Raw genomic sequence first — 16,980 nt, forward strand, 5'->3', positions numbered from 1 at the left:
CCTGACGCGGTTAGTGGCCTATCTCACCGCGCTGCCCGATCGATGCCGATGCCGCGGCTTTACGGCCCGCCACGCTGCGTTCCGCACTCGACCGCGCATTGCCCGAGCACATGCTGCCGTCGGCCTGGGTGGTGCTACCCAAGCTGCCGCTGACCGCCAACGGCAAGCTCGATCGCAAGGCCCTGCCGGCGCCGGAAGGCCAGGCGTTTGCGCTGCGTCCCTACAGCGCGCCGAGCGGCCCGACCGAATGCCTGGTGGCCGCGCACTGGTGCCGGCTGCTAGGGCTACCGCAGGTCGGGCGCGACGACGACTTCTTCGCGCTGGGCGGGCAATCGCTGCTGGCGGTGCGGTTGCTGGCGCAGTTGAGCGAACAGGCGCAGGTGCGGCTGCCGCTGTCGGCGGTGTTCGAGTTCCCGACCCTGGCCGCTTTCAGCCGCAGGCTCGCGCTGGCACAGCTGCAACGCCTGGCGCCCGACGCGCTGGCGCAACTGAGTGCACTTACGGAGATGGATCATGTCGCACGATAAGTCCACCGCGCTGGACGCTCTGGACACCGACGCACTGGAACGCTTGCTCGCGCTGGCGCAACAACAGCACCTCGCCCCCGCACCGGCGCTGGACACCTTGGTGCCAACCGACCACAGCGGCCTGCTGCCGGCCTCGTTCGCGCAGCAGCGGTTGTGGTTTCTGGAACAGTTGCACGGCTCCGGCATGAGTTACCTGATGTGCGCCGGGCTACGTCTGAAGGGCACGCTGGATCGCACCGCACTGATCGAAGCACTGCAGGCATTGCTGGCACGCCATGGACCACTGCGCAGCCGCTTTGTGCCCGACGGCGAGCAGGTGCGGATGCAATGGTTGCCGGCCGAGCAGGCACTGCAGCTCAGCGAACACGACCTGTCCACGCTTGATGCTGCGCAGGCCGACGCAGCGCTGCAGCACTGGCTGGACCACGAAGCCAGTACGCCGTTCCAACTCGAACAAGGCCCACTGATTCGTTTCCGCCTGCTAAAGCTGGCAGACGATGCACATGTGCTGCTCAGCACGACACATCACAGCGCTTCGGATGCCTGGTCCGAAGCAGTGCTGCAGCGCGAACTGGCTGCGCTTTACAACGCCTTCCACGCACGCCGGCCGAACCCGCTACCGGCGCTTGCGATCGACTACGCCGACTACGCCGCCTGGCAAGGCCGGTGGCTTGGCGCGGGCGAAGGCAAACGCCAGGTCGACTACTGGCGCGCGCAGCTGGCCGACGCACCGACCCTGCTCGACCTGCCAGTGGATCGCCCGCGCCCGCCACTGGCCAACAGCGATGGCGGCGAACTCAGGTTTGCGTTCGACGCTGAGTTCAGCGATGCGTTGGACACGCTGTCGCGGCGGCACGGCTGCACGCGTTTCATGACTTTGCTGGCTGGCTGGGGCGCGCTGCTGGCGCGGCTGTGCCGGCAATCCAGCGTATTGATCGGCAGTCCGTTCGCCGGTCGTACGCGTGCCGCACTGGAGCCGCTGGTGGGCTTTTTCGTCAACACCTTGCCGGTGCGCGTGGACGTGGACCTCACCACCGACACCGCCACGCTACTGGCCCAGGTCCGCCGCAATGTGCTGGCCGCGCAGGACCATCAGGAGCTGCCGTTCGAGCAACTGGTCGAACGCCTGCAACCGGCACGCGATGCCAGCCACAACCCGCTGGTGCAGGTGATGTTTGCCTGGGAGGAATCACAGGCTGCACCGGAAGAAGGCGCGTGGGCGGCATTACAACCACAGCCTCTGACGCTCGCCGAACGCAGCGCAAAATTCGATCTGACTCTGACCCTGGCGGCGACCCCGCAAGGGCTGTGCGGACGGCTCAGCTATGCCACCGCCTTGTTCGATGCATCGACAATCGCGCGGCTGGTGGGCTATTTCGAAGCGCTGCTGCGCGGCATGCTCGATGACGAGCGGCGCGCACTGGCGACGATCGAGCTGCTGTCGCCCGCCGAGCGCCGACAGTTGCTGCACGATCGTAATCAGACCCACATGACGGTACCGGCCGGCAGTGTGGTGCAGTGGTTCGCGGCACAAGTTGCAGCTACACCGGATGCACTTGCGTTGGTGCAAGGCGAGCAGCAGCTGAGCTACGCGCAGCTGCAAGCGCAGGCAACACAGCTCGCACGGCATCTGCGCGCGCTCGGTGTGATGCCGGATGCGCGCGTCGCGGTGTGTTTGCGGCGCAGCCCGCAGCAGGTCGTTGGCCTGCTGGCCAGCCTGCTGGCCGGCGCGGCGTATGTGCCGCTGGACCCAGAAGATCCAGGCGAGCGCCTGGCATTCCTGCTCGCCGATTGCCGGCCCAGCGTGTTGCTGGCAGACAGCGCCACGCTGTCGCATTTGATGCCGCCCATCGATCTGCCGATCTGCCGGATGGATGACGCCGCGCCTGCCTGGGCAGAGGCTTCGATGCTGGACGAAGCGCTCGCGCTTGCGCAGCCGCAGCATCTGGCCTACGTGATCTACACCTCCGGCTCCACCGGCACACCGAAGGGCGTGATGGTGGAACATCGCGCGCTTGCGAATCTCGTGCACTGGCATCAGCAGAGCTTCGGCCTGACTGCCGGCCAGCACACTGCAGCCACTGCGGCGATCGGCTTCGACGCCAATGCATGGGAACTGTGGCCGGCCTTGTGCAGCGGCGCCACCTTGCACCTGCCGCCAGCGACCACCGCGCGCGACCCGCAGGCCTTGCTCGACTGGTGGCGGCAGCAGCCATTGCACAGCGGTTTTCTGGTCACGCCCATCGCCGAGCTGGCGCTGGAACAAGGCGCGCTGCCGCCGTCATTGCAGCAACTGTTGATCGGTGGCGACCAGCTGCGGCGGCTGCCGCGGCTGCCGGCCGGCCTGCGCCTGAGCAACAACTACGGGCCCACCGAAACAACGGTCGTGGCCACCTCCGGCCTGCTGGCCGATGGCGATTACCCCGCCGACATCGGCCGGCCGATCACCAATACCCGCGTGTACCTGCTGGATGCCTGCAAGCAGCTGGTGCCGCATGGCTGCGTCGGCGAGTTGTACATCGGCGGGCACGGTGTTGCGCGTGGTTATCTGCATCAGCCGGCGCTGAGCGCAGAACGCTTTGTCGACGATCCGTTCGAGCCGGGCGAACGTTGTTACCGCAGCGGGGATCTGGCGCGCTGGCGAGCCGATGGCCGTCTGGAATTTCGCGGGCGCGCCGACGATCAGGTCAAGATCCGCGGCTTCCGCATCGAGCCCGGCGAGATCGCCGCGCGTCTGGCCGCCTGCCCTGGCGTGGCCGAAGCCGCAGTGATCGCCACCGGCAGCGGCGCGACAGAAAAACGCTTGGTCGCCTACATCACCGCGCAGCCCGATGCTGACGCCGACGCGCTCGCACCGGCCGAGCTGCGCGCCGCACTGGCCGCGCAATTGCCCGACTACATGCTGCCGGCCGCGTACGTGCTGCTGGACGCGCTGCCACTGACGCCCAACGGCAAGCTCGATCGCCGCGCCCTGCCCGCCCCCACCGACGACGCCCTGGCCGCGCGTGCGTTCGTCCCGCCACAGGGACCGACCGAATGCGCCATCGCCGCGCACTGGTGCGCATTGCTCGGTGTGCAGCAAGTAGGCCGCGACGATCAGTTCTTTGCGCTCGGCGGGCACTCGTTGCTGGCGATCCGCCTGGTCGAACGTCTGCGTGCCGATGGGCTGCATGCGCAGGTGCGGCACCTGTTTACCGCACCCACCCTGGCCGGTTTCGCCGCCAGCCTGCACGGCGACAACAGCGCCGCGCTGGTGGTGCCACCCAACCGCATCACCCCTGAGCTGACCCAACTCACGCCGCAGCAGTTGCCACTTGCCGAGCTCACCCAGCGGGACATCGATCGCGTGCTCGAACACGTGCCCGGCGGCCTAGCCAACCTGCAGGATCTGTACGCGCTGTCGCCGCTGCAGGACGGCCTGCTGTTCCATCACCTGCTCGCGTCCGAAGGCGATCCGTATCTGCTGCGCCTGCGCCTGCGCTTTGCCGATCGCGCCGGGCTGGACGCTTACCTGGCCGCACTGCAGCGCGTGATCGATCGCCACGACATCCTGCGCAGCGCAGTGCTGTGGGAAGGCCTGAGCGAACCGGTGCAGGCGGTCTATCGCCATGCGTCGTTGCCGGTCGAGACGCTGGATTGCTCCAGCTTCGATTCACGGCAATCGTTCGAAGAGCAGCTCGCCGCGCACCCGCAGCTGCGCCAGCTGGACCTGCGCCGTGCACCGCTGCTGCATGCCAGCGTGGTTGCCGACCCGGATGGTCAACGCTGGCATTTGCTGTTGTTGCAACACCATCTGATCGGCGACCACACCACGCTGGAAACCATCCAGTCCGAAATCCAGTCGCTGCTGACTGGGCGCGGCGATGAATTCCCGCCGCCGCAACCGTTCCGCAATCTGGTCGCACAAGCGCGCCTGGGACTACCGCAAGCTGCACACGAAGCCTTTTTCCGCGCGCGTCTAGGCGATCTGGACACGCCATGCGCGCCGTTTGGCCTGCTCGATGCCACTGGTGTGGTGAGCAGCTGCGAACACGCGTTGCCGCCAGCGCTGAGCGCACGCCTGCGGCAGCTTGCCAGCCAGCACGGCGTCAGTCTGGCCAGCCTGTGCCATCTCGCCTGGGGATTGGTGGTGGCACGCAGCAGCGGTTGCGCCGAGCCGGTGTTCGGCACCGTGTTGTTCGGCCGCATGGACCAGGCCGATGCCAGCACACTGGGCCTGTTCATCAACACCTTGCCGTTGCGGCTGCGGCTGCAGCAATACACCGGCGTGGCGGCGGCGCTGCAGCACACCCATGCCGAACTGAGCGCATTACTACGCCACGAACACGCCTCGCTCGCGCTGGCACAGCGTTGCAGCGCGGTGCCGGCTCCTGCGCCGCTGTTCACCGCGTTGCTCAACTATCGTCACAACGCCGGCTCCAACGCGGTGGCCGCGCGCCCGCAAGACGGCGCCTTGCTGAGCGCCGAGGAACGCACGCATTACCCGCTGGCGCTGTCGGTGGGAGACGATGGCCGCACGCTGGAGCTGAGCGCGCAAAGCGTTGCGCCGCTGGCGCCGGAGCGGCTGTGCGCCTTCATGGAATCTGCATTGCAAGCGCTGGCCGCTGCGCTGGAGCGATCGCCGGACACAGCGCTGACCCAGCTCGATGTGCTTCCGCCAGACGAACGCCGGCAGGTGCTGCACAGCTTCAACCAGACCAACGCGCCCTGCCCCGACCACACCGCGCTGGCCGCACTGTTCGAACGTCAGGCACGACGCAACCCGGCCGCCATCGCGGTGGTCGATGGCGCGCGCCAGATCGATTACGCCACGCTGGACGCGCGCGCAACTGCGCTGGCCCGGCAGTTGCGCGCTGCCGGCGTCGGCCCCGGTGAGCTGGTGGCCATGTGGCTAGCACGCAGTGCGGAACTGGTGCTGGCGCAGTTGGCCATTCTGAAAGCCGGTGCCGTCTATGTGCCGCTGGATCCGGACGCGCCGTGGACACGCAGCGCCAGCATTCTCGACGACTGCGCAGCGCGACATCTGCTGCATGCTGCCGGACGCGCGCCGCAAGCACTGGCGGCGACGCTGCAATTGCATGCGGTCGATCTTGATACCGATGCCGCTGCGGTCACCAGCGTCTCGCCACGTCCGGCAAGCGCCGCAGCACTGGCCTATGTGATGTACACCTCCGGCTCCAGCGGCCGGCCCAAAGGTGTGCAGATCACCCAACGTGCGGTGATCAACCTGGCCTGCAATCCGGCCTGCGGTAATTTTACCGAGCAGGACCGCGTTGCCTGGGTCGGCAATCCCGCTTTCGACATCAGCACGCTGGAAGTGTGGGCACCGCTGCTGCATGGCGCGCGCCTGGTGGTGGTCGATCACGCGCAGACCTTGCAGGCCGACGCGCTGGCACAGCTGCTGCGTCGCGAAGCGGTCAGCGTGTTACATCTCACCGCAGGCCTGTTTCAGCAGCATGCACACACGTTAGGCAATGTCATCGGGCAGCTACGCCTGTTGATGGTAGGCGGCGATGCAGTGGATTCGAGCGCCATCGATCACGTGCTGCGCCAGCACCCGCCCGGGCAGTTGCTGCACTGCTATGGCCCCACCGAGACCACCACCTTCGCCACCACCTGCGTGCTGCGCCAGCCGCTAGACGGGCGACGTCCCCCATTGGGGCGGCCGATCGGCAATGCCCGCATCTACCTGCTCGACGGCGAACTGCAGCCGGTGCCGATCGGTGTGCCGGGCGAGCTGTGCATCGGTGGCATCGGCGTGGCGCACGGTTATCTCAACCGGCCGCAGCTCACTGCCGAGCGCTTCCTCGCCGACCCGTTCCATCCGGGCGGGCGGATCTACCGCAGCGGCGATCTGGGGCGTTGGCTGGCAGACGGCAGCCTGGAATTTCTCGGCCGTGGCGACCAGCAGGTCAAGATCCGCGGTTTCCGCGTCGAGCCGGGCGAGGTCGAAGCGGCGTTGCGCCAGTGCAGCGGTGTGGCCGAAGCGGCCGTGATCGCACGCGAAGATGGCCCGGCCGGCAACGGCAAGGTGCTGGTGGCTTATGTCACCGCAACGACGAACGCGAAAGACAGCGAGCTTGTTCCTGCAACGCTGCGCGCGGCGTTGGCAATACGGCTGCCCGACTATCTGGTACCCGCCGCGTTCGTGCGTCTGCACAGCCTGCCGTTGACGCGCAACGGCAAGCTGGATCGCAACGCGTTGCCGGCACCGGACAACAATGCGTTCGCCACCCACGCCTATCGCGCGCCCGAAGGCGCGACCGAAGTCAGCCTTGCCGGCCTGTGGGCCGAGCTGCTGGGGCTGCCACGCATCGGCCGCGACGACGACTTCTTCGCACTGGGTGGGCACTCGTTGCTGGCGATGCGCTTGAGTGCGCGGGTGCAGGCAAGCTTGGGTCGCCACATGCCGGTGGCGTTGCTGTTCGCGCATCCGGTGCTGCATGCGCTAGCGCGCGCTCTGGATGCCGGCACCGTGCAGGCGCTGGCACCGATCCAAAGGCATGCACGCAACCAGCGGCTTCCCTTGTCCTTTGCCCAGCAGCGGCTGTGGTTTCTGGATCAGTTACAGGGGCCTGCTGCCACGTATCTGATGCCGCTAGGTCTTCGCCTGCACGGCGCACTGGATCGCGCCGCGCTGATCGCGGCACTGCAAATGTTGCTGGCCAGACACGAGGCGCTACGCAGCTGTTTCGTGACCAGTGACGGCGACGCGCACGTTGCGCTGCTGGAGCCGGAACACGCGTTGGTGCTGACCGAGCACGCGTTGCACGATCTCAGCGCCGACGCCTCCGCAGCGGCCGTGCAGCAGTGGCTGGAACAAGAAGCCCAGACTCCGTTTCAGCTGGATCGGGAGGCGCCGATCCGCTTCCGTCTGCTGCAATTGAGCGCAACCGAGCATGTGCTGCTGATCACCCAGCACCATAGTTGCTCGGACGGCTGGTCGGTGGGCGTGCTACTACAGGAACTGTCCACGCTGTATACCAGCTGCCGCCACGGCCAACCCGATCCATTGCCGCCGCTGCCGATCCAGTATCCGGACTACGCCGCCTGGCAGCGCGAGTGGTTGCAGGGGCCAAGCCGCCAGCAGCAACTCGACTATTGGCAGGGCCAGCTCGCCGACGCACCGACGCTGCTCGATCTACCGCTGGACCGCCAGCGTCCATCGCAGCAGGACGGCATCGGCGCAGAAGTCCGCTTCGAACTGGATGCCGAGCTGACGCGTGATCTTGAAGCGTTGTCGCGCAGCCATGGCTGCACCTTGTTCATGACCTTGCTCGCGGCCTGGGGCGCATTGTTGTCGCGGCTGTGTCGCCAGGACTGCGTGCTGGTCGGCATCCCGGTGGCCGGACGCACACGGGTGGAACTGGAACCGCTGATCGGGTTCTTCGTCAACACCCTGGCAATCCGCTTCGACGCACCTGGCAGCCTGGATGCGACCGCATTGCTGGCACAGATCCGCCAGGCCGTGCTGGACGCGCAGGCGCATCAGGACCTGCCGTTCGAGCAGGTGGTCGAAGCGCTGCGGCCGCTGCGCAGCACTGCGTATCCACCTCTGGTGCAGACGATTTTTTCTTGGGAAGACACGCCGGCAATGACGCAGTGGGATGGACTCACGATCGAGCCGATGCCGGTGGCCAATACCACCGCCAAGTTCGAGCTTGGCCTGACCGTGGGGCCAGCAGGCGACGGCTTGGTCGGCCAGCTCAACTACGCCACCGCGTTGTTCAATGTGCGGAGTGCGCAACGTTTCGCCACACATTTTCAAGACGTATTGCGTGCGATGACCGTGCAGCCGGCTGCCATCGTGGGCCAGGCGCAACTGCTGAAAAGCGGTGAGCGCGATCGCTTGCTGCAAACGTTCAACTGCAGCCACACGCAGTTTCCGCAACGTGGCATGGCAACGTTGTTCGCCGAGCAGGCCGCACGCGCGCCGCAGGCGACTGCGCTGGTGTGCGGAGATACACAGTTGAGTTACGGCGAGTTGGATCTGCAGGCCAATCGTCTGGCACATCATCTGCGTGCACTGGGCGTTGGCCCCGATTGTCTGGTTGCGATCAGCGCCGTGCGTAGCCCTGCGTTGGTGATCGGCTTGCTCGCCATTCTCAAAGCAGGCGGTGCTTATTTGCCGTTGGATGCTGAGGCACCGCCGCAGCGACTGCGCGCGTTGCTGGACGATGCTCGCCCGGTGGCTGTGCTTGCAGATGCTCAGTCATTGCATCGCTTGCCGCTGCCCGATGCGTTGGCGGTCTGTCAGCTGGATCAGATCGATCCTGCCTGGGCCACGTTGCCCACCACTGCACCTGCTGTGCCTGAGCTACAGCCGCATCACCTGGCCTACGTGCTCTATACCTCCGGCTCTACCGGCACGCCTAAGGGCGTGATGGTCGAGCAACGCAATGTGGTGCGACTGGTGTGCGCGCCTGACTACGCCCACTGCGATGCCTCGCAGTGCTTCCTCCTCGCAGCACCGCTGGCTTTCGATGCTTCAACGTTCGAGCTGTGGGGTGCGCTGCTCAATGGTGCGCGATTGGTGCTTGCACCGCCCGGTGCGCTGAACCTGGACGTGATCTGTGCGCAGGTCCAACAGCATCAGGTCAGCACGTTGTGGCTGACCGCTGGGCTGTTCGAACTGCTTGGTCCTGCGCAACTGGCGCAGTTGCGCAGTCTGCGGCAGCTGTTGGCCGGCGGCGATGTGCTGTCGCATGCGGCTATCGAGCGTGTAAATCAAGCGTTGCCGCACTGCCAGTTGAGCAACGCGTACGGGCCGACCGAGGCAACCACCTTCAGCACCTGTCATCGCTTTGCCAAGGCACCGGTAACTGCAGTGCCGATCGGGCGCCCGATCGCCAGCACGCGGATTTATCTATTGGACGATCAACGCCAATTGGTGCCGATCGGTGTGCCTGGCGAGCTCTACATCGGCGGGCCCGGCGTGGCACGCGGTTATCTCAATCAGCCGGTCCTCACGGAAGAACGCTTTAGCGAAGATCCGTTCGTGCCCGGTGGTCGGTTGTATCGAAGCGGCGATCTGGTGCGTTGGCGCGAAGACGGCAGCCTGGACTTCCTGGGTCGCTGCGATCAGCAGCTGAAAGTACGCGGCTTCCGCATCGAACCCGGCGAGATTGAAATGGCACTGCGCGGCTGCGCTGGAGTGGCCGACGCGGTGGTGATCGCGCGTCAGCAAAGCGCGGCCGACAAGCAGTTGGTGGCGTATGTCGTTGCAGCGACGAAGCCACAGGCGAGCAGTGACAATGGCATCGACCACGCGTTGGATCCGGCAATGCTGCGTGAGGCGCTAGCCAAGCACCTGCCCGAGCACATGCTGCCATCGGCGTTCGTGCGCTTGCAGTGCCTGCCACTCACCGCCAGCGGAAAAGTCGACCGTCGCGCGTTGCCTGCGCCCGATCGCGCTGCAGTCGCTGCGGCCGGCTATGCAACGCCGCAAGGCCCAAATGAATGTCTGCTGGTCGCGTTATGGAGTGAGCTACTCGGGCTGCCGCATGTTGGCCGGCATGATCACTTCTTCGAACTCGGCGGCCACTCGTTACTGGCCATGCGCGTGTGCGCCCGCCTGCAGACCGCGCTTGCACGGCACGTACCGGTAGCGCTGTTGTTTTCCCACCCGGTGCTATGCGACCTGGCGCTCGCGCTACAAGACGCTGAGGAGGATATATCTACACCGATCCCACGCCTGCCGCGCGATCAGCCATTGCCGCTGTCCTTCGCCCAGCAGCGGCTGTGGTTTCTGGATCAGTTGGAAGGCCCCAGCGCGACGTACATCATGCCAATGGGTTTGCGTCTGCACGGCGCGTTGGATCGCGGTGTCCTGCGTGCGGCGCTGCAGGCGCTGGTCGCACGGCATGAGGCGTTGCGCAGTTGTTTTCGGCAGAGCCGCGTACCGCACCAAAGCAGCGATATCGCCGATGCCGCGCTAACCAGTAGTCTGGTTCCGGCGCCGCGTTCTGCCGAGCAAGCGCATGTCGAAAAGGTGCGTGGCGAACAGGTGCATGTCGCGTTACTACCGCTCGAACACGCCTTGGTACTGCACGAGCACCTGCTCACTGACGGCACGCTCACAGATCACGCTGACGCAGACGCCGCGCTGCAGCAGTGGATCGCGCTTGAGGCCAACACGCCGTTCCAGCTCGATCGCGATGCCCCGATCCGTTTTCGTCTGCTGCAATTGTCGGCCGATGAACATGCGCTGCTGATCACTCAGCATCACAGCGCCTCGGATGGTTGGTCGGTCGGTGTGCTGCTGCACGAACTGGCAGTCCTGTACGTCAGTTGCCTAGGTGGCCTGCCAAACCCTTTACCACCGCTGCCGATCCAATATCCCGACTACGCGGCCTGGCAGCGCCAGTGGCTGCAAGGAGCGCGCCGTCAGCAGCAAGTCGAGTACTGGCAACGCCAGCTCGCCGGCGTACCCACCCTGCTTGATCTGCCGCTGGATCGTCCGCGTCCGCCCCAGCAGGATTTCAGCGGCGCTGAAGTTCCTGTTGCCTTCGACGCCGACCTTGGCCAGGCACTGGAAATGCTGGCGCGCCGCCATGGCTGCACGGTGTTCATGACCGTACTGGCGGCATGGGGGGCGCTGTTATCGCGATTGTGCCGGCAGGATTGTGTGTTGGTCGGCATCCCGGTCGCCGGGCGTACGAGCGCCGAGCTGGAGCCGCTGATCGGTTTCTTCGTCAACACGCTGGCGATCCGTTTCGATACCCCAGCAAGCTTGAGCACTGCTGCGCTGTTGGCGCATGTAAAACAGCACGTACTCGCTGCGCAAGCGCATCAGGATCTGCCATTCGAGCAGGTAGTCCAGGCCGTGCAGCCCGTACGCAGCAGTGCGCATACGCCGCTGGTGCAGACGCTGATGGCATGGGAGCAAGACGCGATTGCTGGCGTGTGGCCCACTGCTGTCGACGAGCATGCCAATCATCCGGAAACCACTGACGAACCTGGTGATTCGTCAGAGATGACAAACGACCCTTGGTTCGCGCTGAATCCGCAATCGCTGCAGATTCCGGCCAATGCCGCGCGTTTCGATCTCACCTTGCAATTGCACAGTGGCGGCACTTCAGTCGGGCAGCTCGCCGATGGCGGCCAGGGCGTCAGCATCCACGGCACGCTGAGCTATGCCACCGCAGTCTTCGACGCCGCCACTGCCACCCGCATCGTCGGCTATCTGCACACGCTCCTGCGCGCCATGGTCGCCGACGGTGAAGCGCCACTGGACACCGTCGCATTGCTCGCTCCACGCGAGCGCCAACAAGTACTGGTCGAGTTCCAGCCCGCGCCGGTGGTCTACCCCGCCACGCTCTTGCACGAGGTGATTGCACAGCAGGTGCAGCGCACTCCACACGCAATCGCCGTCGCTCAAGACACCCAGCAACTTGACTACGCTGCGCTCGAAGCACAGGCCAATCAGCTTGCCCATCACCTGCGTCAGCTCGGCGTCGGCCCCGATGTCTGCGTGGCGATCTGCGCCCAGCGCAGCCCGGCGCTGGTGGTCGGCTTGCTCGCCATCCTCAAGGCCGGCGGCGCCTACGTTCCGCTGGATCCGGACTACCCCGCCCAGCGCCTGGCCGACATGCTCGCCGACAGCCAGCCGCTTGCCCTGCTCGTCGATGCCCATGCACGCGATCACGTACCGCTGTTTACCACCGATGCACTGGGTTGCGTGTCGCTGCTAAACCCCAACGCAGCGGAGCGCCTGCCACCACTCGATACCAATGCGCTGGACAGCATGCAGCGTCTCGCAGGACTGCCCATCTGCGTTCTGGACCACGCCAGCCCACCGTGGGCAACGTTGCCCACCACCGCCCCGCACGTGCCCGAATTACAACCGCATCACCTGGCCTACGTGATCTACACCTCCGGCTCCACCGGCACGCCAAAGGGCGCGATGAACACCCATCGCGGCGTGGTCAATCGGCTGCTGTGGATGCAGGAGGCCTATGCGCTCACCCCAGACGATGTGGTGCTGCAAAAAACGCCGATCAGCTTCGATGTCTCGGTGTGGGAATTGTTTTGGCCGCTGTTGAGTGGCGCGCGTTTGCAGCTGGCGCGTCCTGGTGGACACAAGGATCCGGCTTACCTCGGCGCAACCATCGCCGAGGCTGCAGTGACAACGCTGCACTTCGTGCCTTCGATGCTCGACGCCTTTCTGGCAACCGACGCACCGCAGCACTGCAGCGGACTCACCCGCGTGATTTGCAGCGGCGAAGCTTTGCCTGGGCAACTGGTGCAGCGCTTCCGCACCCAGCTACCCGGCGTGCAACTGCACAATCTTTATGGCCCGACCGAAGCCGCCATCGACGTCAGCTTCTGGGATTGCAACGCTAATCCCGATATCCCCGACAACACGCCGATCGGCACGCCTGTCGCCAACACGCAGCTCCATGTGCTCGATACGCATCTGCAGCCAGTGCCAATCGGTGTGGCGGGAGAGCTGCATATCGGCGGTGTGCAAGTCGCACGTGGCTATCTCGATCGTCCTGAGCTCACTGCCCAGCGTTTCATTCCCGATCCCTTCCGCTCCGCCCCAGACGCGCAGCTCTACAAGACTGGTGATCTAGCACGTTGGCGCAGCGATGGCGTCCTCGAATACCTTGGCCGCAACGACGATCAGGTCAAGATCCGTGGCCTGCGCATTGAACCTGGTGAGATCGCTGCACGACTGGCAACCCATCCGCAGGTACGTGATGCAGTGCTGCTGGCCCGTACCGATCAACCCGGACAGCTCCGATTGGTGGCCTATTACCTCGCCACCACGGCGCTACCAATCGAAATACTGCGAAGCCATCTGGCCGCGCAACTCCCCGACTACATGGTGCCCGCCGCTTATGTGCATTTGGACGCGCTGCCACTGACTTCCAACGGCAAGCTCGATCGCCGCGCCCTGCCCGCGCCAACCGAAGAGGCCTTGGCAACACGCGACTTCGTGCCTCCGCAAGGACCAACCGAGAACATCATTGCAGCACATTGGTGTGAGCTGCTCGGCGTACATCAGGTCGGTCGCGACGATCAGTTCTTCACCCTCGGCGGGCACTCGTTACTGGCGATCCACCTGATCGAACGCTTGCGCGCCGATAGGCTCCATGCGGAAGTCCGCAACCTCTTTGCCAGCCCCACCCTGTCGGGTTTTGCCGCAAGCCTGCACAACACGACAAATACCACCACCACGCTAATCGTCCCGCCCAACCGCATCACACCCGACCTAACCCAACTCACCCCGCAACACCTGCCGCTAGCCGACCTCACCCAACAAGACATCGACCGCGTGCTTGAGCAAGTCCCCGGCGGCCTCGCCAACGTCCAGGACATCTACGCACTCTCGCCCTTCCAGCACGGCCTGCTCTTCCATCATCTGCTGGCAAGCACAGGCGATCCCTACATCCTCAGTGCGCAATGGGCCTTCGCCGATCGCCTAGCAGCGCAGCGTTATCTGGCGGCACTGCAGGCTGTGATCGACCGCCACGACATCCTGCGCAGCGCGGTGGTGTGGGAGGGCCTGAGCGAACCGGTGCAAGTGGTTCTGCGGCATGCGCCACTGCAGGTGAACGTGTTGGACGCTGCCACCCTGGAACCCAACGATCAGACCAGCGCACGGCTGGCCGACCTCATCACCCCGCTGCACCATCGCCTAGACCTGCGTCAGGCACCGCTGATGCATGCCACCTTGGTACAGGACGCCCACGCGCAACGCTGGTTACTTGCGCTGCGCTGGCACCACATGGTCGGCGACCACGCCACGCTGGATCTGCTGATGGGCGAGATCCAGCAGCATCTGGACGAACACGCGGCGCAGCTGCCGCCGCCCTCGCCGTTTCGCGCGTTGGTGGCGCATACCCGCCAACCCGAAGCGGCCGTGCAGCAACAACACTTCTTCCGTCGCCTACTCGGCGATGTGGACACCGCCACCGCACCGTTCGGCCTGGTCGGCCTGCATCCGGATGGCGCACCGGTCGAGGAACATCACCTGCCACTGGATCCGGCGCTGAGCGAGCGCCTGCGCACCCAGGCCAAGGCCGCCGGGGCTAGCCTGGCCAGCCTGTGCCATCTGGCCTGGGGCCTGGTGGTGGCGCGCGCCGCCGGCGCCGACGATGCCGTGTTCGGCACCGTGTTGCTGGGGCGCATGGGGCAGGCCGACGCGCAGTTGATGGGCCCATGCATCAACGTGCTGCCAGTGCGCGTACGCAGCAACAGCGGCGGTGCACGCAAAGCACTGCAGCAACTGCACGCACAGCTGGCCGAACTGCTGCTGCACGAACATGCCTCTCTCAGCATGGTGCAACGCTGCAGCGGTGTGCCTGCGCCCGCACCGTTGTTCAACAGCTTGATCAACTACCGCCACCAGTCACCGGCACGTGCACAGCACACGCTCGGTGGCGCGCAACTGCTGCATGCGCGCGAACGCAGTCCGTTGCCGTTGGTGATCTCGGTGGAAGATTTCGGCACTGCATTGGGCCTCACCGCGCAGGCCTTGCCCGAGATCGGCGCAGCCCGCGTGTGCCGCTTCATGCAGAGCGCGTTGCTGCAGCTGGTACAGGCACTGGAACAGGCTCCCGACACCCCATTGCATGACATCGACTTATTGCCTGCAGAAGAAGCCGCGCGGCTTCGCAACCGCTGCAGCAACGCACGGCCAATCGACGAACATGCTCTACACCGGTGGTTCGAAATCCAGGCGCAACGCACTCCCGAGGCCCTTGCAGTGGAATGCGGCGAGCAGCGGCTGAGCTATGCCGAACTCGATCTGCAGGCCAACCGCCTCGCGCACTATCTGCACACCGCGGGTTTGGCGCCGGAGCGATTGGTTGCAGTCATCGCCACACCCGGCCCGCAGGCGATGACGGCGATTCTGGCCACACTCAAGGCCGGCGGCGCCTATCTGGCGCTCGACCCACGCCTGCCCACGGCGCGACTGATGCAACTGCTCGCCGACAGTGCACCGCTGCTGGTGCTGGCTGACAGCGCGGGCGTGCAGCAACTGGGCGCGGCGCATGACCTGAAGGTCTGCGCGCTGGACGATCCCGCGCCAGCCTGGAAGAACCTGGCAACCACAGCGCCAGCGCTACCTGACCTGAGTCCGCACCATCTGGCCTACGTCGTCTATACCTCCGGCTCCAGCGGTGCCCCGAAAGCAGTGCTGGTCGAACATCACAGCACTGCCAACTTGGTTCCCGCGCAGCTGGCAGCCTTCGGCGCAGGGCCCGGCGACCACGTGGCCCAGCTGGCACCTCACGGCGTGGATGCGCATGTGTTCGAGTGGTTGCTGGCACTTGCCAGCGGCGCCAGCCTGCATGTGCCACCGGCCACACAGGCGCGCAGCGGCGAGTCGCTGCATCAATGGCTCGCGCAATCGCAGATCACCCACGCAGTGCTGCCGCCGGCCGTGCTGCAGTCGCTGCCGCACACACCGCTGCCACGCCTGCAGACCCTGATTGCCGCTGGCGACGTCCTGCCCGCCGCACTGGCACAGCAGTGGGCACCGGGCCGCCGCCTGTTCAACGCCTATGGCCCCAGCGAAGCCACCGTGTGGAGTACGCTGCACCAGTGCTACGCAGAAGAACACACGCCGCCAGCGATCGGCCTGCCCATCGCCAATACCCACATCTATCTGCTCGATGCCGCTGGACGCTTGGTGCCGGATGGCACGCCCGGCGAGATCTGCATCGCCGGCTGCAACGTCGCACGCGGCTATCTCGGGCATGCCGACTTGAATGCGGCTGCATTCGTGGCCGACCCCTTCCACGCCGGCGAGCGCATGTATCGCAGCGGCGATCTGGGCCGTTGGCGCAGCGACGGCACGCTGGAGTTCCTCGGCCGGCGTGATAGGCAGTTCAAGCGCAACGGTTACCGGGTCGAACCAGGCGAAATCGAGGCTGCGTTGCGGGAAGGGTGCAGCGAGCTTGCCGAGGTCGTGGTCACCTTGCACAAAACCGATCAGGCCGAGCCATTGCTGGTGGCGTATCTGGTCGCACGCACCGAAACAGATTGTCAGTCGCTGTCTCCGGCAGCACTGCGCACGATGCTGGCGGCCCGCCTGCCCGCCCACATGGTTCCAGCGGCCTATGTGCAGTTGGATGCATTGCCATTGCGCGCTAACGGCAAGCATGACCTGCGCGCCTTACCGGCACCACGCGCAAGCGACCGCGCCATCGCCGCCTTCAGTGCTCCGCGCGGCGTCATCGAGACCCGGATCGCCACGCTCTGGGCAGACCTGTTCGCGCTGCAGCAGGTCGGCCGCGACGATCCGTTCTTCGCCATCGGCGGCGATTCAATGCGCGCCATCGCTTTCCTGCAGCAGGCATCACAGCAGGGCTTGGCACTGAATCTGCGCCAGCTCTACCAGGCACCCACCCCGGCCGGTCTGGCCGCGCTGTTGCAGACCGACACCGACGCAAACGCGCCCCACGTCGGTACCCCGACCGACCTTCCCCTGCCCCAC

At 65.7% G+C, this 16,980-nt stretch carries 1 protein-coding gene and 1 pseudogene; both read left to right on the top strand.

Translation table 11 applies throughout. The features are described 5' to 3' along the window. Positions 1-110 precede the first annotated feature (110 nt). Positions 111-527 carry a phosphopantetheine-binding protein gene (locus NDY25_RS23075; RefSeq protein WP_425526366.1) on the top strand — a complete coding sequence of 139 codons (417 nt, stop codon included), beginning with the start codon at positions 111-113 and terminating at the stop codon, positions 525-527. After that, positions 514-16,857, top strand: a pseudogene (locus tag NDY25_RS00150) (non-ribosomal peptide synthetase); the annotation flags it as partial. The gene NDY25_RS23075 and the pseudogene NDY25_RS00150, both read left to right, overlap by 14 nt. Positions 16,858-16,980 lie beyond the last annotated feature (123 nt).

The organism is Xanthomonas hortorum pv. pelargonii (assembly GCF_024499015.1).
Taxonomy (GTDB): Bacteria; Pseudomonadota; Gammaproteobacteria; order Xanthomonadales; family Xanthomonadaceae; genus Xanthomonas; species Xanthomonas hortorum_B.